Below are 23,175 nucleotides of genomic sequence, written 5' to 3'. Positions count from 1 at the left end.
ATGCTATGAATATATAGTTTTTATTTAAGGCAAAAATACGAAGTTTATTTTTCAATTTTTTCGCTTAGGAATGCTTTATTTTTGAAAAAAATGAATTAAACTTTATAAACTTGACTGATAGGATAGCTACTCAACGAAAAGGATGTTTTTACCGTACTAAAAATATCTTATAATTTAAACCCTCATCAACTATGAAAACCACTTACTTATTACTTTTCCTAGCCTCTACTTTTATAGCCCTAACTAGCTTTTCTATTCCTACAAATTCTATTTCAAAAATGAATGAAACAGAATGTGTAATAGAAAAAGATACACTCAATATTATGGCTTCTCATGGAATTTATTTGAGAGATAGTGCCAATCTAACTTCAAATAAACTAGCAAAACTTCCTTATGCTACAAAGCTCATTTTATTAAATCAAGATACAATTTCTATGGAAATTACTGTTCAAGAAACGAAATATTTTGAAATAAAAGGAAGAATGCAAAAGGTAAAAGTCATTAGTCAGATTGATAGTTTGAATAATTTGGAAGGCTATGTTTTTGATGGATATTTGACCAAGTTTCCTGTGCCTGTTTTGAATTATGAAATAAAACGAGAGAAAAACGACGAGTTTGTTTACGCAGATTTGAATTATTTAAGAAGTAACTTTGAAAGCACTAAGAAGCAAAAGGTAAAGAAATTTAATTTGTTTGAGAAGAGGAAAACATTCTGTGCTTGGGAACAAAATTTTGATAAAGACATAAGATATGAATACTCAATTTGTACAGAAAGTGGTCAAGACATAGAAATACAGTTTGCAAATTTGACTTTAAGAGAAGCCTATTTTTTTTCTCTTATCTTATATTATCCTAAAGAAATTATGAACCAAGAGTATTATATTTTCATTTTTGATAAAGAGAAAAATCAAATTACGATTGAGCCAAAAGATGGAGGGGCAGGTTGTTTTTATAAAATAACTCAAAAAGAAAAGGACATTTTGATAAAGTATGAATGTTGGGGCTGTTAAAATTCTTACAAAAAATTGCCTTACTTCTATCAAAAAAAGTAAGGCAATTTGTTTATAAAAGCGTTGTTTGTGTCCCTACGAGCCACTTACAAATAAACCTACTCCATTTCCTTCATAATTTTCAAACGTACCATTTCTCTATTTGCAGGTTCTACTTCTTCGGAAGTTGGATAAAGAACCTCTCCTTTATGTCCTTTCCAAGTATGAATTACCCAACGTTTGGTATAAGCAATCATTCTACGCATATCATTGACGACAAGAATAATAACTGGGAAAATAAGTAAAATCAAAAACGTACCAAAACCAATTCCATACGCTACCGAAACAGCCATCGGAATTAAAAATTGAGCTTGAAAACTCGTTTCCATAATTAGAGGTGCAAGTCCTGCCACAGTTGTAACTGTTGTAAGTAAAATTGCTCTAAAACGAGAAATTCCTGCATTGTAAATGGCATCAGGCATAGTCATTCCTTCCTGTAAATTGGAATTGAATTTACTTACCAAAACCACGGCATCATTGATAATTACACCCGAAAGTGCTAAAATTCCCCACAAACTCAAAAGTGAAACAGGCTTATCAGCAAAGAAATGACCAAAAACAGCACAAAATAATCCTAAAGGAATCAAACACATCACTAAAAGTGATTGACTAAGCGAACGAAAAGTAAGCGTAATCAAAAGAATAATTACAAAAAGCATAATCGGAAGTGCAAATTTTAGTGATTCTTGCGACTGACTACTACGCTGCTGCTGCCCTCCAAACTCAAAAGAAAGACTAGGATATTTACTTTTCATATCTACAAATGTAGAATCTTTTAGTTTTGCAATAATATCAACAGGCGAACCATTTGGGTCAGCTAACTCTGCTTCTACAGCAATTTCTCGTGAGCCATTGAAATGTTTGATATCTACAATTCCTCTGTCAATGGTATAAGTAGCAACTTCTGAAAGTGGAATTTCTTTTCCATCTGCTGTTTTGATACGCATTGTTTCAAGCTGTCCTAAAGTTTCTCTACTTTCTTCTGGATAACGTACCCAAACACGCACTTCATCCGTTCCTTTTTGAAGACGTTGTATTTCTTCTCCAAAAAATCCTTGTCTAATTTGATTTGTGATGTCTGCGTGAGTAAGTCCTAAAAAGTAGGCTTTCGGTTTGAGTTCTAGTTGTAACTCTCTTCTTCCTACTCGTTGATTATCTGTAACTTCTTTTAGACCTGCAAAATTTTCTAATTCTCGTTTTAGTTCTTCAGTAGCTTGGTCTAAGGCTTCATTGTTTTTGGATAATAAACGAACTGAAATAGGTTTTCCAAAACGATTCCTTCCTGCCACAGTAAAAGTTTCTGCTTCTGGAATTTTACCTATTTTTTCTTTTACTCGGTTTGAAATTTCATTACTGGTAATCTCTCTATCATCCATATCCAAAAGCGAAATCGAAACGTGTCCTGCATGCGAACCACTTTCACTTCCGTCTGATGTTCTGCCTAGATTTCTAAAGGTAAAGTTGATGAAATTCTTCTCATCATTGTATTCTTTTTTGAGTTCGTCGTTTACTTCCCATGTAGCTTTTTCGAAGCGTTCTAAATAAGAAATCACTTTTTCTTTTGGCGTTCCTGCTTTAAAGGCAATACTAGCATCAAAACTATCAAAAGGAATATTTGGAAAGAAAACTACTTTTATAAATTGTCCATTTATCATTCCCAAAACAAGCATTACAAAGACAACAGGAACAAAAACATAGACATAACGGAAACGCAAAACGTGAGCAAGCGCAGTTCCATAAACTTTATGACGTAAAAAATCAATCCCTTTGTTTAGTGTTGTTCTGAATTTCCCTTCACTTTTTGTATCTCCCATATCTTTATGTGTAAGGTGAGAAGGCAAGACAAAAAAGGCTTCAATAAGTGAAACTGCCAAACAAAGCACTACAATTAGTCCCATTTCTTGCAGGAAATCAAAGCCTTCAATACCAATAGCAATAGGCAAAAAAGCTACAATCGTTGTAAGAACAGACGTAAAAACAGATGGCATTACTTCAAAAGTACCATCAACAGTTGCTCGCATAGGCGACTTGCCCATTTCAAAGTGCGTAAAGATATTTTCTCCAATCACAATACCATCATCTACCAAAATACCCACTACGAGTATCATTCCGAAAAGAGAAATCATATTAATTGTAATTCCCATCAAAGCAGCAATAATAAACATTCCTGCAAAGGAAATCGGAATCCCAAGAGCCACCCAAAACGACAGACGAAGACTAAGAAACAGTCCTAAACAAATCAGAACCAAAATAAGTCCGACAATACCATTATCGATAAGCATTTGAAGACGTTGAGAAAGTAAATCAAAGAAATCAAAGGAAACGACTAGTTCTACATCAGAATGTTTGCTATTGAATTCTTCTACGTATTTATTGGCATAAATAGAAATCTCTTCTAAATCTTCTTCTTTAAGTTTGGTAAGTTCTAATGAAACAGCTCTTTCTCCGTTGATATGTAGTGCATTAGGAACATCTGCAAACTGTTCTTTTATGGTCGCAATATCTCTCAAACGTAAGTTACTTCCATCATCATTGGCACGAAGAACAATATTTCCAATTTTTTCAGCCATTTTTTCTTTGGCTCTAGAACGGATTAGAATTTCTTCTTCTTTTGACTTTATTGCTCCTGCCGAAATATCACGGTTATTGAGTCTAACGGCTGCTGCAATCTGCTCAAAACGCAAATTATAACGCAAAAGTGTAGCTTCTGGCACTTCAATAGAAATTTCTATATCTGGATAACCACTGATATTAAGTTGAGAAATAACACCTGAGGCAAGCATTTCATCTTCAATCTGTTCAGCATATTTTTTTAAGAGAAATAAATCTAATTCTTTTCCTTCTTTTGCTCTCAAACCCAAATACATAGTCCTGCTTCGTGGTTTGACTTTAAAAACTAAAGGTCGTTCTGCATTTGTTGGAAAAGAGTTGATTCTATCCACAGCATTTTTTACTTCTGCAAGAGCTTCATCGGCATCCACTCCACGTTCTAACTGAACAATAATACTCGCATTATTTTCAGAAGAAGTAGAGGTAATTTCTTTTATTCCTTCAATTCCCTTCAAAGATTCTTCAATTTTGATAGTAATTCCTTCTTCCATTTCTTGAGGAGAAGCTCCTGGCATTACTACACCCACCGAAATATTAGTAGGGTCAATTTCAGGAAAAAAGGAACGTTTCATTACCATTCCATAAGAAACTGCGCCAAAAATTACCATTGTAAAAATGATAGCGTTTGCCCAAATTGGATATTTTACAAAATATTCTACAAGTTTTTTCATAGATTTTAAATTTTGTTGTTGGTGTCATTACACTAAAACATCAACAACAGCATGGAATTTAAACCCTAAGAGTCTTCGAAGCCCTTTAGGGTTTGTAGTTATTTAACTGATAATTTTGTTTCAGAACTTCCTGTATTTTCCTTCAAAACTTTTACAACCATTTCATCATAAGCATTTATCAAAGGTTCTGTTACTACTTTTTCGCCTTCATTTACTCCAGAAATAATCAATGTTTCTTTATTTGATTTCTTTATTTGAATCCTCTGAAGATGCAAAATAGAATCATTTTTGACAGTATAAATTTCATTGTCATTAAAAACAGCTCTTCTTGGTACTTCAATAGCATCTTTGATTGTTCCTCCTTGCATAGTTGCACGCAAATACATTCCTGCATAAATCGGTTTTTTTCCATTCTGAATTTTGACATATACATCCAAAGATTGCGTTGCAGGATTGACAATATCTCCAATTCGTGCAATCGTTCCTGTCCATTGTTGGCTATCATCTTCTGTGGCTACTCCTACTTTTGTTCCTTCTTTTAACCAATGTACATCTCTAGTATCAACAGGCACTTTGAGTTCTAACTGACTATTTTGAGCCAAACGCAATACTTTACCATTAGGAGGAGAAACCGAACCATTTTGCAAATAAACTTCAGTAATAGAACCCGAAAAAGGTGCAGTTACGATGTATTTATCTAAAGTAGCTTCTTGTGCTTTTATATTGTAATAGCTCGTCAAGATTCCTTTTGTGGCAAGAAATGTTTTTTCTTTTTCTGATTGATAGGCAGGCAGTTTGGGTAATGCTTTTTCTACTTCCAAACTTGCAAAATAATTACTCCAATCTTGATAACGATTCGAATAATCAATTTTCATATCAGGTAAAATCATTGCAATTTCTCGCATAAAATTACTTTTCTGTGCTTGAAGACCTAACTCAAATGTTTCTTTTCCAAGTGTAAATAAAACTTGTCCTTTTCGGACTGATTGTCCTACTTGCAAATGAACACTTTCACGGATTTTTCCAGAAACCTCAGCAACAATATCAACAGGCTGCTCAGATTCTACTCTACCAAACGTAACTATTTCGGCTTCGATAGTAGAAGGAGTTGCATTTTGGATTTTGACAGACATTGCTTGTGGTTTGGCTACTCGTTTGGGTGGGGCTTTTTGCATACTTCCGAGCCATACGTAAAGACCATAGCCTCCACCTAAAAAAATAATTGCAGCAGCAAGAGAGAGTAAAACTTTGTTTTTCATAACGTTTTATGGCTATTTTTATAGATAAAAGACTAAAAAAATAGAGAGTTTATCATATCTTTCAACTAGAAATAGCAGAAAGTAAAAAATAAATTATTGAATAAAAATTTGGCAAAATAAGGAAACAAAAAAATAAAAATTATCTTGTAACAACTTTATAATCAAGCTATAAGAAATTATTAGATAGACTGTAAAATAAAATCACTTCTATTTTAATAAAATAAGTAGTCGAAGTGTTTGCAAAGTTACGAGCTATGTATGTATATTTGCAGATAATTAACACTCTTTATTGTAAAGGTTGTTAAGATAAACACAAAGGACTATTAGCTCAGTTGGTTTAGAGTACTACCTCGACAAGGTAGGGGTCATTGGTTCGAATCCAATATGGTCCACACAAGTAATTATGATGAATATGAAATCCTCTTTAAAAGTTGTTCAACTTATTAAAGAGGATTTTTTGTTTATACCAACTTAATATCTAAGAAAAATGAATAGTAAAAAAGAAAAATTAGAATTTATAAAATTTTTGCCAACTGCATTTTTAGAAATACTCATTATTCTGTCAATTTTGATAAGTTTAATTTCAAACTATACAATAGATTATAAAGAGTATATTGGTTTTATACTAGCATCAGTTGGAACTGGTTTATTTTTTATACGGACTATTTCAAAAAAAATATATCCCATTTATACCCTTGTTATAATAACTTTAGGTGTTTGTGATGTTATTAGTTTTAGTATATATCATTTGGTATTTACATTAAACTCTCTTTCTTTTCAAATTATTCCCTGTATATCTTTGTTTATATATTTTTATGCTTTTAAAGAAGGTATAAAAAATATAAGGAAAAATATTAGTAGAGAAAGCGAGTTATCAAAAACAGAACAACAATCAAAACAAAAAGCAGACTATAAGACAAGATTTGAAAAGTTATCTGATGAAGAAATAGAGAAAAAATTGAGTCAAGGACTTGTACAAGAAGCTATAAATGCATTAAAAGAAATTCAAACTGAACGTGTTCAGAATAAATAATGTGGACTAAAATTAATTATGTCTCTTATCTAAGGAACAATTACGAAATGAATATTCAGCGTAGCTAATTAAAGATTGCGAATGTAATACGCTGAATATAAATGATTTGTTGTTTTAAATGAGTATGTTATTTAATTTCAATTCTTGATATTGGAGTGATAAAACTTTAATCACAAAAAAGCCTTTTCAAAATATGTGAAAAGGCTTTTTTATTTTCAGAAATTACAAATTATTTATTCTTTGTATTGTTATAACGACGACGAGGATTTGGCGTTTTTAAGTCTAATTCTATTGGAGGACGAACGTTTGTACGTGGTCTTCTTCTAGATACTTTTTCTTCTGTATCCTCTTGTTTAAGTCTAGCCAAACGAGAGCTTTCTTTTTGTTGTTCTTTCTGCTTTTCCTCTTTTGGAGCAATAGATGCTTTACTACTTTCTTGTAGGTTTTGATGTAATTTTTCAATTACGTTATCTTTTTTGTTCTGCTCTTTGTTCTCATTTTGCTTGCTCTCACTTTTGGTGTCAGTTTCTTTTTCTTTGTGGTTTGCTTTACTTTGAGATTGAGCTTTTTGAGCTTTATTCTGACCTTGTGGAGTTACTTCTTTTTGTTTTTGAGTATTCTCTTTTTTGGGTTGTCTTTTTCGGTTTTGCTGACTTTTTTGTTCAGTATTTGATTCCGTTTTTTGCTCATTTTTCACCTCATTTTTAGAAGTTGATTGCTCTGTTTCTACTGTTTTGCGAGTAGGTCTTTTGTTGCTTCTAGTTTTTCTAGTCGACCTTTTATATTTGTACCTACGGTTTTTCTTAGGTACATTTTTTTCTTCAGAAGCATCAGAAGAGTTTTGCTTTACGTCTTTTACCTCTTCAACATTCTGTTTTTGTTCAGTTTGCTGCATTGCTACGTTTTCTTCTTCTTTTTTATCAGAATTAGAAGTTTGTTTTTTGCGTTGAGAAGCTCTAGCAGGAGGTGCTTGCTTTTTGTTAGTAGGCAAACTCTTTGTTTCTTCTTGTTTTGCTTCTAGTTGCTCTTTCTTTGTGTCTTGTTTTTCATTCGGATTTTCTACAACAGGTTTTTGTATTTTCTTTGGATTAAAGCTACTTTTTTGTTCTACTTTATCCTTAAAGCCCTGTTTTGATTCATTTACTGAATCAGCAAAATCTTCTTTAGATTTCGTTTTCTTAGATTGTTTTCTTTTAGCAACTCTCTCCATAGCTAACCTTGCTCTTTCCGAACGAGCAGCTTTTTTTCTTTCTTCTGGTGTTTGAGTTTCAGTAGAATTATCATTTTGAGTGCTACTTCTATCTTTGCTATTTTTTTTATTTGAAAATTTGGAATCAGTAAGACTTTCTTTTTTATCCCTACGCTCTACTCTGTCCATCAAAGTAACAGGAGAGGAAGGTATTTTGTGTTGGCTTTTTGTTCCTTTTGAGCCATGAATTTTGGGATTATATTCACTTATTTTTTCATTTGTAATCTTTATTCCACTTGGATTGCTATTTTGGTCATAATGATAACGAATGATATGTTCATTTAGAGATTGATACGTTTGAATATTTTCTCTAATATAAAGTCCAATAATTCCACGATAGACTTTTCCCTTTTCACAGTTTTTTTGTAAAAGTTTGTCATCTACGATTGCCGAACTACAATTTGTACAAAAGTAATTTGTTGTTGAGATAATAATTTGAGGGAGCGTATTTGTAGCACATACAAAAGTAGCTACTTTTTTTTCTGTTTCAGATTCGCATCTAGGACAAACAGAAGTTTGTTTGATACGCTGTGTACTGTACAAATTTTGAACATTTCCTTGAAAAAGGTCGAGGTTTATTTTTTCTGCAAATGCTTTTATTTCTTCTTTGCATTCCTCTTCATTTAGTGAAGTCAGATTTTTCGCTGTTCCACCCAAACCAATGAGTTTGCGTAGCCAATTCATCATAATTACGTGTTATTTTTTAGTAAGAAAGTCTTTTTTACTTTCCTTTGTTGTACTAGTTTTAAAAATGTACTTAGAAGATAAGGAGTAACTTACAAAGCGTTTTTTATCAAACTTTATTCCTTATAGAAAGATGAAAATGATTGTGGAATAGATACTATTTACTCTTTAATGAATTCTGATATAAAATTCTTTATTGTAATTCTCTTTTCTAAATCTTGTTTCCAAAGTTTTTAACTTTAGATTTGAGTATAAAAATGTTACTTTTTACTATTCTACTTCCAAAATTTTCTATCTTAATCTAACTCTTCTAAATATGTATTGATTTAATGTTGTCAAAACTTATGAAATAGTATTTATCTTCCTTTATTCAATTAAATATTAACTCATTACTATCTCGAAATTTCTGCAAAGTTCGTTAAAATTTTCGATTTAATATTCAATTTATCATGAAGAATACGAATTTTTTATTGTATTTCAAACATTTTTTTTATAAAATAATTAACTGACTAGCTATTTAGTTTGTTTTTTTTGTAAAAACTCCATTCATTCTCTCAAATTATTTCATCAAAATAGTATGACTACTCAAAAATCTAATCTCAAGCGAATCCAAAAAGACGAAATCCTAGACATGGAAAAACGTTTTCGTGCTAATTTTATCAATTCTATTTCAGGTTTTAAGAGTGTCGGACTGATCGGAACAATTTCGAAAGAAAATAAAACCAATTTAGCTATTTTTAGTCAAGTTTTTCATTTGGGAGCAAATCCTGCTTTGATGGGTTTTATTGTTCGTCCAGATATTTCTCCTCGTCATACCTTAGAAAATATTGAAGAAACTAACTATTTTACTTTCAATCATATCAACGAAGAGTTTTACAAACAAGCACATCAAACTTCTGCTCGTTATGCAAGAGAAATTTCAGAGTTTGAAGCCACAGGACTAACTCCTCATTTTGAAAATGATTTTATTGCGCCTTACGTAAAAGAATCTCATTTCAGAATTGGATTGAAATTAGAAGAAAAACAAGAATTAGTCATTAATAATACTATTTTTCTGATAGCTAGTGTGCAAGAAGTAATTTTGAATGAAGAAATTATAGAAAAAGATGGTTATGTTGATATTGAAAAAGCAGGAACAATTACCTCATCCTGTTTGAATAGTTATCACACTACCAAAAGATTAGAAAGACTTTCGTATGCAAAACCCTAAATAAAGTCAGAAGTTAGGTTTCAGAAGCAGGGTTTTCTTATTATAAAGATATTTGGTCTCTTTTTGTATTTTAGACCTCTACTTTCAACTTGTAGTTGTCGGTGTCGCTATCGCTAAAACACCAATAACGGCATTTTTCTTTTTTTATAAGAAAACCCTACTTGTTATAATCAATTTTGTTGAAATCTCAAAAACACATATAACTAATGGGAATAGATATTTACCACATGAAAGCAACCTTTTAAAAGCCTAATGTTATTATGCAGTGTGTGCTAGAAGAAGAGTTTGAAGGATTGGACGTTCCTTTCTCATTTTTTAAGGCATATATCCAAAAGGTAAAATTTAGTAGTATAATAGAGAAGATTGTAGTTTTTGATTATGAAAAACACTTATGAATATGTAATGAATGAATTTTAGGCGTGGTACTCTTCATTAGGGTTCTCGTTCATATAAATCAGCATAAACCACAACTTTTTTTTGCACTACCAAAAAGACTACTTAAACGGGATTCTTGAAAGAGAGGACGAGAAATATTTTTAGGCTCTTCCGACTTTTTAGCGATTATATGAATTTGACTATCATTCTCAATCTAAAATTTTGAAAGTTTCTAAACCCATACCCACTCCTTTTGAGGGTCTTAATTTTATTATTAATTCCCTCTACTATTCCGTTAGAATATCTATCTTTGAAGAAATTAATAATATCATTTTTCCAAGAATTAAACGTATTTATAAATCTATTTAGAGCCTTATGATTTATTTTTTGAGCTTCTTCTATCCATTGGTCTAGTAGTTTTTTAGCTTCTTGTTTACTCAAATCAGTATTAAATATATTTTGTAATTCCACTTTCATAAAATACACCTGTCTAAGCGTTGAGCTAAACCTAAACGCTTTAAGTAAAACTCGTCTTTCTTTATAAGTAAGGTCTTTCCATGCCTTGTATAAAAGCCATTTTATTTGCTTGAAATGAACGTTTTTATCATCTTTTCGTCGTAATTCTTTACGAATGCTATCTAGCACTTTATTACAATGCTGAAAAAAATGAAAGCGATCTATTACTACATCAGCGTTAGGAAATACTTCTTTTGCTGTATTTGAAAATCCCTCCCACATATCACAAGAAAATACTTCTATACTAGTACAAAAAACTTCGCCTTTGGATAAAAAATAGGCTTTTAAATACTCTTTATTACGGTATTCTAAAATATCCCAAACTTGACCTGTATCTAAATCTACTAAAACAACAGCATATTCCTTTTTTCCTTTTTTGTAAGCAAATTCATCAATACCTAAACGTCGAGGAAAATAATCTAGGTGTTTTTTTATCTCACGTTTACTATAGGTTTTAAAAATACCATCTAAAACATCCCAAAGTATGTTTTCTCGGATAGCTACTTCTTTGAAACTGCTATCTTTCAAACATAAATAAAGATATTTTTCCAAACGATGAGTTTGATTTTTTTGCTTAGAAACAAAACTAAAAACTTCTTGAAAGTAACGAGTACAATCTTGACAATGAAATTGACGAGAAGTTAAGTGTAAATAAACCTCTTTGTCTAAAATATTTCGGTCACGAACAATACGTTCTGAAGTAGAAGTCACTTTATTGCACTTTTTCAAGCAATTAGGACAAATAGAATCGGCTAAATTACTTTCTCCATAAATAGTTAAGCGAAGTGGAGAAGATTCTATTTTCGTTACTGAAAAATCTGAAAAACCTAATAAAATTGCTATTGTGTTAGTATCCATAGAAAGGCTAAATTAAGAAATTATCGCTAAATTGTCGGAAGAACCTATTTTTATTGGTATAAAGCATCTATTTACTAGACATTTTTGCATCAAAAATTTCTAGTAAACCTTTAAGTTCGTCTTGGTTAGATCACTAAAACTCCTAAATTTGGAATCTGCTTTGGGAATAGTTAAAATTGTATTTCGCATTTACAAAAATAACCGTGATAATGTTTAAAGAAGTAACATACAAAAAACCACCTAGAAAAATCAATTATTGATTCTCTAAGTGGTTTAATATTTTAAACTTAGTTGTTATTGATCTCCACCAATAACATATTTATCTTTATTCAAACGCAGGAATTCCAGTAATTTCTCTTCCTAAGATAAGTAAGTGAATATCATGTGTGCCTTCATAAGTCAATACAGATTCAAGATTTGCCATGTGGCGCATAATTGGATATTCTCCTGTAATTCCCATTCCACCCAAAATCTGACGAGCTTCTCTTGCGATATTAATAGCAATTTCTACATTGTTGCGTTTTGCCATCGAAATTTGTGCTGTTGTGGCTTTTCCTTCGTTCATCAATGTTCCTAATCTCCAGCTAAGAAGTTGTGCTTTTGTGATTTCGGTAAGCATTTCAGCTAATTTCTTCTGAATTAATTGAAAACCTGCAATCGGCTTACCAAACTGAATACGCTCCCCAGCATAACGACGAGCCGTATCATAACAATCCATAGCAGCACCCAAAGCACCCCAAGAAATACCATAACGAGCCGAATCCAAACACATCATTGGTGCGCCTAGTCCGTCCTTGTTTGGTAACATATTTTCTTTAGGAACTTTTACATTATCAAAAACGAGTTCGCCTGTTACACTTGCACGAAGCGACCATTTGTCTTTGATTACTGGAGCAGAAAAACCTTCCATTCCTTTTTCTACAATAACACCTTTGATACGTCCGTCTTCATTTTTTGCCCAAACAACAGCAATATCAGCCTCTGGAGAATTTGTAATCCACATTTTTGAACCATTCAGAAGATAATGATCGCCCATATCTTTAATAGTTGTGAGCATTCCAGAAGGGTTTGAACCGTGGTTTGGTTCTGTCAATCCAAAACAGCCTAGCCATTCGCCAGTTGCTAATTTTGGTAAATATTTTTTGCGTTGTTCTTCATTTCCAAATTTATAAATTGGATACATAACGAGTGAAGATTGCACAGAAGCCATCGAACGCATACCCGAATCGCCACGTTCCACCTCTTGCATAATCAAACCATACGAAATGTAATCCATTCCACCACCACCATATTCGGTAGGAATAGAAGGACCAAAACAACCCATTTCGCCAAATTTAGGAACTAACCAATTTGGAAAAATATGCTTATCAGCGCATTCTTCAATGATAGGAGAAATGTCTTTTTTGATAAATTCACGAACCGAATCACGAATAAGTTTTTGTTCTTCTGTAAGAAGTGAATCTAAAGCATAAAAATCAGGAGAAACGAACTCGTCGTTTACATTTTTTGGTGTAATGCTAGATTTTTCGGACGGTTTGTAGTGTCCGTTTTTTTGTGTTTGATTATGTTCAAGTGTTGTGTTCATTATTTTTTTATAATTTTTTTGAATTGATTTCTTTGTAAATTTTCCTCTAGTTCAAGCGTCGACGCTTGAACTAGAGGAAAAACATTTTTGCAAAAATACGTATTTCTTTACAAAAACTACGATTTTATAGAGAGAATATATTGTGAAACAAGAAGGCTTTGAGGTTTTAATGAACTGAATTACAGCTTGTTATCGGATTAGCTGTACTATTAATCAATTACAGTTTTTTTTATCTATCAATTTCTTTCCTTCTCTAGTCAATCTTCGCTTTACTTTTTTTACATCTTCTGCTACTGGCAAATTTTCTGGAACAATTCCTCTTTCTATCATCAGTTTTCGTACACCTTGATTATTTAGCGAATGTTCGTTTGAAATTCCTTGCGTATCATTCAAGTTTTTGATATTATCATTGGTCAAACTGGCTGCAAAATCTTTACCTTTCAAAAGTGTATTTGTAGATAATTAGATAAGGGTTTATTTGCTGTACCCTACCTTTTTAATTAAACACAGAGTTACAGAGAACACAGAGAATGCAACTATATTTTAAAAAAAACAGTCTTTAAATTAACTTATTCAAAGAGTATTTTGTATTATCTGTATTTTAAATCCTACAAATCCTTAACTAATCATACCTTACAAAAAAAGTAGGGTGCAGTAAGTTATTGATATTCAATGTATTAAATTTGTAATTAGCTTCGCTGTTTTGACAGGTCGTAATCTTTAATTCGTAATCGTTCCTTAGATTTAGAATCTACAATTATTTTTCTAAAAAACTAAATGCTGAACCAACTTCATAAATCGGTTGATTTTTTCCACACACTCAAAATATGACAAGATTTGTGCAAATATAACATACTTGCACTCCTTTTATTTTTTATAGAGAAAAGCCTCATGTTTAATAATCTTTCCATTACTCAACTTTCTATGATTGTAGAGTTTGGAATCGCAAAAAATTAAGTGTTTTTGCAGCCAATTTAATATATCATTTCGCCTGTTTCCTTTTGCATTTTGTGTCAATAAATTGAAAACGATATATCCACCCTTATTTAAAAATGTTGTATATTTTATAAACTCTTCTAATTGCATGTGGTTTGCAGCTCCACTAATTGAAACGCAATTAAAAGAATAACTGTGGAGGGATATGAAATCTTCCTTTTCCCTAACTGTGTAAGTTTTATCATAAATACTAGGATAGTCTCTTTGCAAAGCTGTAGTGGCTTCTACAATAATATCTGAACCTATTAATGATTCAATTTTTACAGGACTATTTTGTTTCAAATACTTTCCCATTAAGCCACTACCACAGGCCACATCCAACACTCTTAACTCCTCGAATTTATCGGAAACATTTTCTAATAACATTTCGCCAAGCACCTCAAAAGCCTTGTAGTCAAGCAGGTCACAATAAAGCTTTTCGTATAAAAATGGAACAGAATAAATAAAGGTATAATCCCAACTTTTTATTACTTCCTTCTGACCATCTGAAAATTCTATTTCAAAGGATTCATGTCCTTGAACATCTCCAGACAAAGGAGAGATCTTTGTTACAACATTGGACATTTTTTTCTCGTGGTTTTTCATTTGCTTTTAATACTTGTGACTATTCATCTTGCCAAATGCCTTGTTGTTATTTTTTTTTTAGGTTACAAGTAATGAAGCAAGAATTTACGAAAGTAAAAAATCTGAGTTTAAGGAGCAAATTTTCAATTTTATAATTTTTTCAATTTCGTGTTAGGTGAAGTGTCATAGTGAAGCAAAGATATTTCACACCCAATGTTTATATAAACCTTCTACTGTACCCTACTATTTTTTTGTAGGGTATGATAGTTAAGGATTTGTAGGATTGATAGGATTTATTTTTAGGAACACCAAGTTTACTCTTCATTTGTTTGATAAATTGGGACATTATTTTTTCTCTAGTTGTTACTCGTTCAGATTCTAAATAGCATTTTTCTATTAATTCCTGTTTGCGTGTCTGTACGGCAAAATAACTTTGTGCAAAAGCAATTTCTTCTTTGCTTGGGTCGCCATTTTGTGCAATCAAGTAACAAACGTAACGAGTAAGTGCGTAATCTTTGATTATTTTTCCCCCTCCATTTGGCAAAATGTATGACTTGCTGACCTCAACAAAATCTAATTCCACGCTCTCAGAGGTGTTTTCGACTGAAATGGCAGCTTTTTGAATTACCTTTTCAAAGTTTTTCCATTGTGTATAATCGAAAACTTCCTGCAAATCTCTAGCAGACCAGTATTCTACATTTTCGATTTCTTTTCTAATTGTTGGAACAGTTGATTTGATAGTACGCTTTTCATAATGAATAAAGTTTTTTAGCGTTATAATTTTGAAAGCAATTACAAGACAGCTAATTAAAATAGAATTTGCTTTAAATATTAGAATAAAACTTTAACTTTTTTAAAGTACAATCTTTTTTCAATCCATTTTGAAATTGATTAACTTGTATAGTTATTAGTGTACCTTTCTATAAAAATCAAAAAAAATGTCAAAATATCTTTTTATTTTTGTTATCTGCCTACTATCTAGTTTTTCTGTTTTTCAAGAAAAAGAAAACCAAAAAAGTTTTTACTTCGAGGAGTTTGAGCCTCTTGATTACAGATATGCTCTTGAAGATAGTATTTTGCTGATGTACAAAGATAAAATCAAAGAAAATAAGAGTTTGGAAGCAAAAGCTAAAGAAGCATCACGTACTTTTTTCCATAAAATGGAGGATAATCAGAAAGAAGAAAAGCAACAAATTCTGAAATTGATAGATAAAAAAGGATACAAATTAGTACAAGAAAAGGAAGAAAATGCATACGTAATTCAGTCAAAATTGAATGTACTGGCTGGAGAAAGTAAAAAAGTGACAGAAATTCTGTATGATATATCTCAAAATAGTCAAGAAATAAAAAAAGACTTAAACTTGAAAAAGCTAAAATCTTTTCTAAAAAAAATATAGATAGTAAAGTTTAATTGAATTAGAAAAATAAGAATAAAAAAAATGAAAACATCCATAGAGGCATTATATGCCAATATCCAATCCTATAAAAGAAAATATTACAAAAATTTACTCCTAAAAGGTTCTCTACTTGCTATTTCGGCATTTTTGGGAGCGTTTGCCATTGTGAGTATTTTGGAATATTTCGGTAATTTTAGTTCTACTTTTAGAGCTGTTTTGTTTTATAGCTTTATTTCGGTCAGTATTTTTTCCCTTGTTTATTGGGTAATTATTCCGATTTATCAACTCTTTACGCTAGACAAACAACTTCCTCACAATGAAGCTGCAAAACAAATTGGGCGATATTTTCCACAAGTTCAAGACCGTTTATTAAACGTTTTGCAATTACATTCTACAAATTCGAATCCTCAAAATTCAGATTTGTATCAAGCCAGTATCGAACAAAAAGCGTCGCAGTTTGCACCTATTTCCTTCGCTGATGCAATTGAATATGAACAAAACCGTCGTTATCTTAGGTTTTTATTTATTCCCATTGCTTTGATTGGGGCGTTTTTGGTGTGGGATATGGATTTTTATAAAGCAAGTGCCGTTCGTCTTGTTAATTACGAACAAGATTTTGCACCAAAAGCACCGTTTCAGTTTTCGGTTGATACCAAACAACTGATTGCTTTTAAGGGAGAAGATTTGAATTTTGATGTAAACCTTAGTGGAGAAGCATTTCCGAATGAAGTTTTTTTGATAACAGATAATGGTCGTAAAATTAAGCTAGACAAAAATTCGGCTTCTTCGTATTCCTATCAATTTACAAATATTCAACGTCCGTTTGAGTTTTCGTTAGATGGCGAAGGTTATACTTCAAAAATGTATGAAATTATTGTTCGTGAGCGTCCACAACTTCGAAACTTTGTGGCTTATCTCAATTATCCAAACTACACAGGAAAAAAAGATGAACGTTTAGAAAACACAGGAAACCTTATCGTTCCAGCAGAAACACAAATTGAATGGCGTTTTCAGACACAAGAAACTGAAAAGCTAAATTTCGTTTCGATTATTTCAGACGATTCTACCAACGTAAAAACAGCCAAAAAAGAAGAGGATGGGTTTTTACTTCAAACAACAGCTTTAAATTCTGAAGCCTTTGAGATAGAATTAGAGAATAAATACAGCAAAAACAAAGAAAAGATTAGTTATTTATTGACAGTCATTCAAGATGAGTTTCCGAAGGTTTCGCTTAATCAATTTCAAGATTCGGTAATGTACGATTATTTGATGTTGGGAGGGAATATTTCTGATGATTATGGAATTACAAATCTGCGTTTTAATTATCGTATTACCTCAAATAAAAAGACAAGTGAGTACAAATCATTACCATTAAAATTCAATCCAAATGCTATCAATCAGCAGTATTTTCATCAAGTAGAATTAGCTCCTCTTGAATTAAAAGCTGGAGATGAGCTAGAATATTTTGTACAAGTTTGGGATAATGACGGCGTAAATGGTCGTAAAAGTAGCAAAACAGGAAGTTATCGTTTCCAAATTCCGAAAGAATCAGAAATGCGTGAATCGGTTTCAGAAACAAGCAAAAGTGCAGAATCTCAAATCGATAAAACGTTAGAAGAAGCACAAGATTTAAACAAAAAACTAAAGAAACTTGCCGAAGATTTAAAAGGAAAAAAGAATCTAAATTGGCAACAACAAAAGGAATTAGAAAAATTATTGGAACAGAAAAAACAGCTTGAAGAAGACATCAAAAAGATGCAAGAGCAAAACAAGCAACTCAATGAACAGCAAGAAAAATTTACAGAACAAGATGACCGAATTGCTGAAAAGTCAAAGAAATTGCAGGAATTGATGGACGAACTTATGGACGAAAAAACAAAAGAATTGTACGACAAATTACAAGAGCTTTTGCAAGAACAGTCAAATAGTGAGGAAATAAAAGAGGTTTTAGAAAAACTCCAAAACAAGGAAATGAATCTTGAAAAGGAGTTGGACAGAACGCTTGAAATGTTCAAAAAATTGGAAGTCGATAAGAAAATGCAAGACATTGCAAAACAGCTTGAAGAGCTTTCAAAAGAACAAAAAGACCTCGCCAAAGAAACCGAAAAACAGCAAGAAAAAGAAGAGAAGCAATCTAAAAAAGACAAGAAGGAAGAGGCAGACAGTCGTCTGTCTGAAGAAGACACTGCCAAAAATGAAGAAATCAAAGAAAAGCAAGAAGAACTCAACGAAAAATTTGAGGAAATGAAAGAGCAGATGGAAGAGTTGGACAAAATGAATGAGGAACTCAAAACGCCAAAAGACTTAGAAGACACAAAGAAAAAAGAAGAAGAAGTAACCGAGCAGCAAGAACAAAGCAGTGAGCAATTAGAGCAAAAAGAAAAGAAAAAAGCTGCTCAATCTCAAGAAAATGCTGGCGAAAAAATGGAAGAAATGGCTCAACAGATGCAGCAAATGACTTCTTCTGCCGAAATGGAACAGGCGCAGGAAGATTACGACGATTTGCGTCAGCTTTTGGAAAATTTATTGAAACTTTCTTTTGAGCAAGAGGAAATAATGGATGGTTTTAATGAAATTGACCAGCGAGACCCAAAATATATTACGCTTTCTCAAGACCAATTAAAGCTAAAAGACGATGCCGAAATTGTAGAAGATAGTCTTCGTGCGCTTGCCAAGCGTGTTTTTCAGATTGAGAGTTTCGTTATGCGTGAACTTACTGATATGAATGATTATATGGATCAAGTTACGCAGGAAGTAAAAGACCGTAAAAATCCTCGTATGCTTGCTAGTCGTCAGCAATCTGTCATGACTTCGATTAATAATTTGGCGTTGATGCTCAATGATGTTTTGGAACAAATGCAACAATCTATGTCGTCGATGGGAATGGGAAAACCAAAACCGAGCAATCAGAGTGGAAGTCCTTCGATGAGTGAAATGCAACAATCTATCAATCAGCAAATCGAAAATCTAAAGAAAAGTGGAAAATCGGGAAGACAGCTTTCTGAAGGTCTTGCCAAAATAGCAGCCGAGCAAGAAGCCTTACGCAGAGCCTTACAAAAAGCGATGCAACAAGGAAAAGGCAAAGACGGAAAAGGAAAAGGTGGGAAAGAAAGCAAAGAAGGAGGGCAAAAAGGACAAAACGGAATGCAAGACGGAGAAGGCGAAGGTGGCGAAAATGGAAATCAAGACGGAGGTTCGCAAGGAAACGGTGGCAATATGTCCAAAATGATAAAAGACATGGAAAAAACCGAAGAAGACCTAGTAAACAAACGCCTAACCCAAGAACTCATCGAACGCCAAAAGCAAATTATGACACGTTTGTTGCAATCTGAAAAAGCCGAAAGAGAGCGAGATTTAGACGAAAAACGAGAAGCCGAACAAGCAAAAGTAAACAAGCGAAGAGTTCCACCACAGTTTGAAGAATATTTCAAGCAAAAGGAGCAACAAATCGAACTTTTGAAAACGATTCCTCCTGCGCTTAGTCCGTATTATAAGCAGCAAGTGAATGAGTATTTTAAGAAATTGGAGGAGTAGAAAGTTTCAAGTATTATGTTTGTATTTTGCCACAATAATAAACAGAAATTAAAAAAGAACATAAAAAAAATATGAGTAAATATGCAGTTATAAATTGGAATGCAGAAAAATTAAAATCTGTAAAAAGAGATATTTTATTTTTTGAAAATGTTTATTATGATTCTTTTTTCTTCAAGTTAAGAATAGATTTGATGATTAATGTAGCTAAATTGATGAAACACGAACCTGTAATTATAGATGAAATACAGGCAAATATAGACTTTCTAGAGCAACAAGAAATATTGAAAAAATTTGACATGAGAGAGATAAAAGAGGGAAAAGTAAAATTAACCCAATTTAGTGAAGAAGAACATAGACGTACATTGCAAGCAGTAACAGATTATGATAAAGTACACACAAATTTTCTCAATAAATATAATGAAGTTGTAAATTTATTACAGAAAAATTATAATAGTGGATTTTTGAAATTTATCAACTTATTAGAAGATTTTGAACAAGTTGCAAAGTATCATTCTCGTGTATCTTCTTTATTACTTAGTAAAATTAATGTCAATAATACATTTACTTCTGTTTTGGAAAGTGTTGATGATTTTCAAGAAGGTAAAGAGAGTACAACGATACAGATTATTGTTTCCAAATTTCCAATACCTAATAATAATTTTTCTTTGCAGGATATATTAGATTTTAAAAATGATTCTGACAATAAACGTAGGTATTTAGGTTTAGTTAATTGGATAAATGAAATCTCAAAGTCTAATCTAAGTGTAGAAGAAATTAAAGACAAATTAGAGTATTTGACTCTAGAGTTTGAAAATAAAATGAAACTTGAAAAGATAGATTATAATATAGGTACAGTTGAAACAATAATTACTCTTCCTTTGGAAATAGTAGAAAATATATTAAAATTAAATTGGAGTAAAATTCCTAAAAGCATTCTTCAAATAAAGCGAAATAAAGTAAAACTATTGTTAGGGGAAAGTGGAGCATTCGGAAGAGAGATAGCTTACATCAGCAAAGTAAATGAAAAGTTTAAATAGAAATTCTCATTTATTTTTCTACAACTTTATCAACAAAAAATGCAATACATAGAAAAAATAACAGACAAAGATTATTTCGTAACAGAAATAAATGCTTCTAAATTTAAAGGCTATAAAAATTTGATAGAAGAATTTAGCCTTGCTTTTTCTATTCCTTCTACTGTTTCAAATCTTGATGCTTTAGATGAATATTTGTGTGATTTGGAGTGGATCGAACAGAAAAACTACAAACTCATTATCAAGAATATGAATAAAGTAGAGAAAAATAAAAATGATTATGAACAGTTTTTCTCTATAATTGAAGGTTTAGAAGACCATTGGAAAACTAAAGAGAATGATTTTATTGTAGAATATGTGGGTAATTTTTGAAGAACTTTATTAGATTTAAAAACCTATATCACAAAAGAAATGAAAACAGTTTGGAAATTCGAACTCAAAATGGAAGCTATGCAAGAGATTAGCCTTCCCAAAAACTACAAAATTTTGTCCATCGGAGTAATAAAAGGTATTGCTTATATGTGGATAGAAGTAACAGGAGATATTTCAAAAACTCACAAGATAAAAATTCTTACCATTCCTACAGGAGTAGAATACAGCCAAAATGCTGAATTTATAGGAACACTTTTTTACAAAGATGGAGAGATTGTCCAGCATGTTTTTAAAATATAATTCAATGAAAAAACTATTCATTCTATCTATTTTTTGTTTATTTAGTTTTTCCTCTTTTGCTCAAATAACGATTGAGTTTTCAGACTATATTAGAAATGCTAAGAAAAATCACAAATGGAAAGTCAATGGAGCTACCTTCAAATCTGCTAATGAAAAAGTAGAAATAAAGACCAATTATCCCAAAATGGATACTATATTTTTTTGGGATGAACGTGGAAGAGATACAGTTCTTACTCGTTTGAAACCGAATAGAGAATATATAATGACAATAGGCTGTTGTGATGCAGGTTTTGATATTTATTACAAGGAAACTTTCAAAGAATATCAAGCCGTTTTGGATACCTCAGAAATATGGTTTAAATGGATAGAAGTTGGAAAAGTAAAAGTAGAAATTCAGAATAATTCTGAAAATGACACACTAATTTTTGTTTATGGAGATTTTGCAGGAGTTCCAACTGGACAAGTCCTTATTGGCAATCAAAGTTCAGAATGGACATTGCCTTTTAAAGGATATTATACAACTAATAAGTAACTGAGCAAAATAAAACATATCTAAAAAAGAATTAGAAAATGGAAATTTAAACTGTCAAGACACCTTTGAGGTGTCAGACAGATTTTATTAACCTATAGATAATTTTGCCCAGTTACTTAATGATAACTTAGTCATAGCTAAATATACTTCTGTTTTAGAATCTGAAACAGAAAAAGGAACTGTTAATTGGGATACTTTGCTTGATTATTCAACACTAGATATTATTTGGAGTGAAAGAGTAAGAATTTTTGATAAAGAAAAAATCATTATTCATTATGACCATAAAACTAAAAAAGTGAGATTAGAATGGAAAAAATAGAAACCCTCTACTATTGCTAGATTATTTTGTAGCAGGAGCAATAAGTAATTAGTCCCTCCTTACAAATTCAAAAAATAGCTATTTAAGTTGCAAAATGGCTGTTTTTTACTATGTTTCATGGAAAATTTAGTGTTCCTCTTTGCAATATTTTTTGTTTAGAGTCGTAAAAATCTTGTAGAAATTGCTTTTTTTTATGGTCGGAAGTAGCCCTAATCAACCTCAAACAAATCTTTTTTCTCCTCATTTTTCTGCCTATTTGAACATGAAACATGAGCTTTTTTTACTGGCTCATTAGATAGACTGGAAATATTTTGAGGATAATTTTAAAGTTTATTATTCTCATTTAGGTCAACCAGTTCTTCCTACTCGTTTGATGGTAGGTTGATTGATGTTGAAGCAACTTTACAATTTAGGAGATGAACCACGAAGTAGCACTGAAGGTAAACATTGTTTAAAACACTAAAAGTGCAAAGTTTTAACTTAGAAAGCACAAAACTAACAGAGCCAGATAAAATGGCTAAACTTATTGCTCTGTATTCTATTGCATTCGTTTGCAAAGTAGGAGAATGGAAACATCAAAAAATAAAAATAAGGGTATGTACAAATGGACATAACGAGTACTCTTTTTTTAGGTATGGATTAATCGAAATCAAAAATACACTTAATAATCCAATGATTAAAGAAGCAAAATTTAATCAGAAAATTAAAGTTTTGTCAATGGAGTGAGCTATTTTTTTTCAAATTTACATTCAAAAAATTAATTCGTAAGGAGGGACTAAATACTAATGGTAGCAAAAAAAGAATTGCAGGTATCATGTAATGATTAAAATAATCAACTTTATCCAACTTTATTCTTTTGGTTTTCATCATTTTAAAGATTTCTTCTTAATAAGAATTCAAATTTTGCTTTTTATTTATCCTTTTTTTCTCTAACTTTTTTTCGTTGTCTTTTGTCCATAATTCTAAAAAATTTAAAAGTATATTCTAACAAATTTAACTCATTTGTATTCTATTTCTAAACCATTTTT

General features: G+C 31.5%; 20 protein-coding genes and 1 tRNA gene. 13 read left to right on the top strand and 8 right to left on the bottom strand.

Annotated elements, in window-relative coordinates:
• Positions 1-191: 191 nt before the first annotated feature.
• Positions 192-1,010: a hypothetical protein gene (locus ACE193_RS13070; RefSeq protein ID WP_375558675.1), complete on the top strand. Its 819-nt coding sequence runs from the start codon at positions 192-194 to the stop codon at positions 1,008-1,010.
• Positions 1,011-1,108: 98 nt separating this feature from the next.
• Here ACE193_RS13070 and ACE193_RS13065 read toward each other — a convergent pair whose 3' ends face one another.
• Entirely contained in the window at positions 1,109-4,330 is a 3,222-nt protein-coding gene (locus tag ACE193_RS13065) for an efflux RND transporter permease subunit (RefSeq protein ID WP_375558674.1), read from the bottom strand.
• Between the two features lie 98 nt (positions 4,331-4,428).
• Positions 4,429-5,589, bottom strand: coding sequence for an efflux RND transporter periplasmic adaptor subunit (locus tag ACE193_RS13060; protein WP_375558673.1), 1,161 nt, complete (start codon positions 5,587-5,589; stop codon positions 4,429-4,431).
• A 317-nt stretch (positions 5,590-5,906) separates the two neighbouring features.
• Here ACE193_RS13060 and ACE193_RS13055 point away from each other — a divergent pair.
• Together ACE193_RS13055 and ACE193_RS13050 are read left to right on the top strand one after the other, a co-directional pair.
• Positions 5,907-5,981: transfer RNA gene (locus tag ACE193_RS13055), tRNA-Val, on the top strand.
• A gap of 95 nt (positions 5,982-6,076) precedes the next feature.
• On the top strand, positions 6,077-6,622 hold the full coding sequence (locus ACE193_RS13050) for a hypothetical protein (protein WP_375558672.1): 546 nt from the start codon (positions 6,077-6,079) through the stop codon (positions 6,620-6,622).
• A gap of 229 nt (positions 6,623-6,851) precedes the next feature.
• Here ACE193_RS13050 and ACE193_RS13045 read toward each other — a convergent pair whose 3' ends face one another.
• On the bottom strand, positions 6,852-8,558 hold the full coding sequence (locus ACE193_RS13045; RefSeq protein ID WP_375558671.1) for a hypothetical protein: 1,707 nt from the start codon (positions 8,556-8,558) through the stop codon (positions 6,852-6,854).
• Between the two features lie 574 nt (positions 8,559-9,132).
• Here ACE193_RS13045 and ACE193_RS13040 point away from each other — a divergent pair.
• Together ACE193_RS13040 and ACE193_RS13035 are read left to right on the top strand one after the other, a co-directional pair.
• The gene (locus ACE193_RS13040) at positions 9,133-9,765 is read left to right on the top strand and encodes a flavin reductase family protein (protein ID WP_375558670.1); all 633 of its coding nucleotides are present in this window, start codon (positions 9,133-9,135) and stop codon (positions 9,763-9,765) included.
• A 260-nt stretch (positions 9,766-10,025) separates the two neighbouring features.
• Complete coding sequence (locus tag ACE193_RS13035; protein ID WP_375558669.1) at positions 10,026-10,160, top strand: hypothetical protein; 135 nt, start codon at positions 10,026-10,028, stop codon at positions 10,158-10,160.
• A gap of 166 nt (positions 10,161-10,326) precedes the next feature.
• Here the strand turns inward: ACE193_RS13035 and ACE193_RS13030 are convergent, their stop codons facing one another.
• The 5 genes from ACE193_RS13030 to ACE193_RS13010 form a co-directional block, all read right to left on the bottom strand.
• Positions 10,327-11,514, bottom strand: coding sequence for an ISL3 family transposase (locus ACE193_RS13030; protein WP_375558606.1), 1,188 nt, complete (start codon positions 11,512-11,514; stop codon positions 10,327-10,329).
• Between the two features lie 325 nt (positions 11,515-11,839).
• Complete coding sequence (locus tag ACE193_RS13025) at positions 11,840-13,099, bottom strand: acyl-CoA dehydrogenase family protein (RefSeq protein WP_375558668.1); 1,260 nt, start codon at positions 13,097-13,099, stop codon at positions 11,840-11,842.
• 213 nt (positions 13,100-13,312) lie between these two features.
• Entirely contained in the window at positions 13,313-13,543 is a 231-nt protein-coding gene (locus ACE193_RS13020) for a hypothetical protein (protein ID WP_375558667.1), read from the bottom strand.
• A gap of 423 nt (positions 13,544-13,966) precedes the next feature.
• Positions 13,967-14,680, bottom strand: coding sequence for a hypothetical protein (locus ACE193_RS13015; RefSeq protein WP_375558666.1), 714 nt, complete (start codon positions 14,678-14,680; stop codon positions 13,967-13,969).
• 196 nt (positions 14,681-14,876) lie between these two features.
• Positions 14,877-15,365 carry a BRO family protein gene (locus tag ACE193_RS13010; RefSeq protein WP_375563357.1) on the bottom strand — a complete coding sequence of 163 codons (489 nt, stop codon included), beginning with the start codon at positions 15,363-15,365 and terminating at the stop codon, positions 14,877-14,879.
• Positions 15,366-15,597: 232 nt separating this feature from the next.
• On the opposite strand from ACE193_RS13010, the gene ACE193_RS13005 reads away from it, so the two are divergent.
• The 8 genes from ACE193_RS13005 to ACE193_RS12970 all read left to right on the top strand — a co-directional run bounded on the left by ACE193_RS13005 (position 15,598) and on the right by ACE193_RS12970 (position 22,873).
• Positions 15,598-16,056, top strand: coding sequence for a hypothetical protein (locus tag ACE193_RS13005; RefSeq protein WP_375558665.1), 459 nt, complete (start codon positions 15,598-15,600; stop codon positions 16,054-16,056).
• Positions 16,057-16,098: 42 nt separating this feature from the next.
• Positions 16,099-19,590, top strand: coding sequence for a DUF4175 family protein (locus ACE193_RS13000; RefSeq protein WP_375558664.1), 3,492 nt, complete (start codon positions 16,099-16,101; stop codon positions 19,588-19,590).
• A gap of 71 nt (positions 19,591-19,661) precedes the next feature.
• Positions 19,662-20,627, top strand: a complete 966-nt coding sequence (locus tag ACE193_RS12995; RefSeq protein WP_375558663.1) for a hypothetical protein — start codon at positions 19,662-19,664, stop codon at positions 20,625-20,627.
• A 39-nt stretch (positions 20,628-20,666) separates the two neighbouring features.
• Entirely contained in the window at positions 20,667-20,996 is a 330-nt protein-coding gene (locus ACE193_RS12990) for a barstar family protein (protein ID WP_375558662.1), read from the top strand.
• A 39-nt stretch (positions 20,997-21,035) separates the two neighbouring features.
• On the top strand, positions 21,036-21,296 hold the full coding sequence (locus ACE193_RS12985) for a hypothetical protein (RefSeq protein WP_375558661.1): 261 nt from the start codon (positions 21,036-21,038) through the stop codon (positions 21,294-21,296).
• A 4-nt stretch (positions 21,297-21,300) separates the two neighbouring features.
• Entirely contained in the window at positions 21,301-21,828 is a 528-nt protein-coding gene (locus ACE193_RS12980; protein ID WP_375558660.1) for a hypothetical protein, read from the top strand.
• Between the two features lie 196 nt (positions 21,829-22,024).
• Entirely contained in the window at positions 22,025-22,147 is a 123-nt protein-coding gene (locus ACE193_RS12975; RefSeq protein ID WP_375558659.1) for a hypothetical protein, read from the top strand.
• Positions 22,148-22,612: 465 nt separating this feature from the next.
• Positions 22,613-22,873: a hypothetical protein gene (locus tag ACE193_RS12970; protein WP_375558658.1), complete on the top strand. Its 261-nt coding sequence runs from the start codon at positions 22,613-22,615 to the stop codon at positions 22,871-22,873.
• Positions 22,874-23,175: the final 302 nt, after the last annotated feature.

The sequence above is a fragment of the Bernardetia aquimarina genome (genome assembly GCF_042180575.1).
Taxonomy (GTDB): Bacteria; Bacteroidota; Bacteroidia; order Cytophagales; family Bernardetiaceae; genus Bernardetia.
Note: the sequence above shows the minus strand (reverse complement) of the source record. Positions and strands in the feature narration are given on the sequence as shown.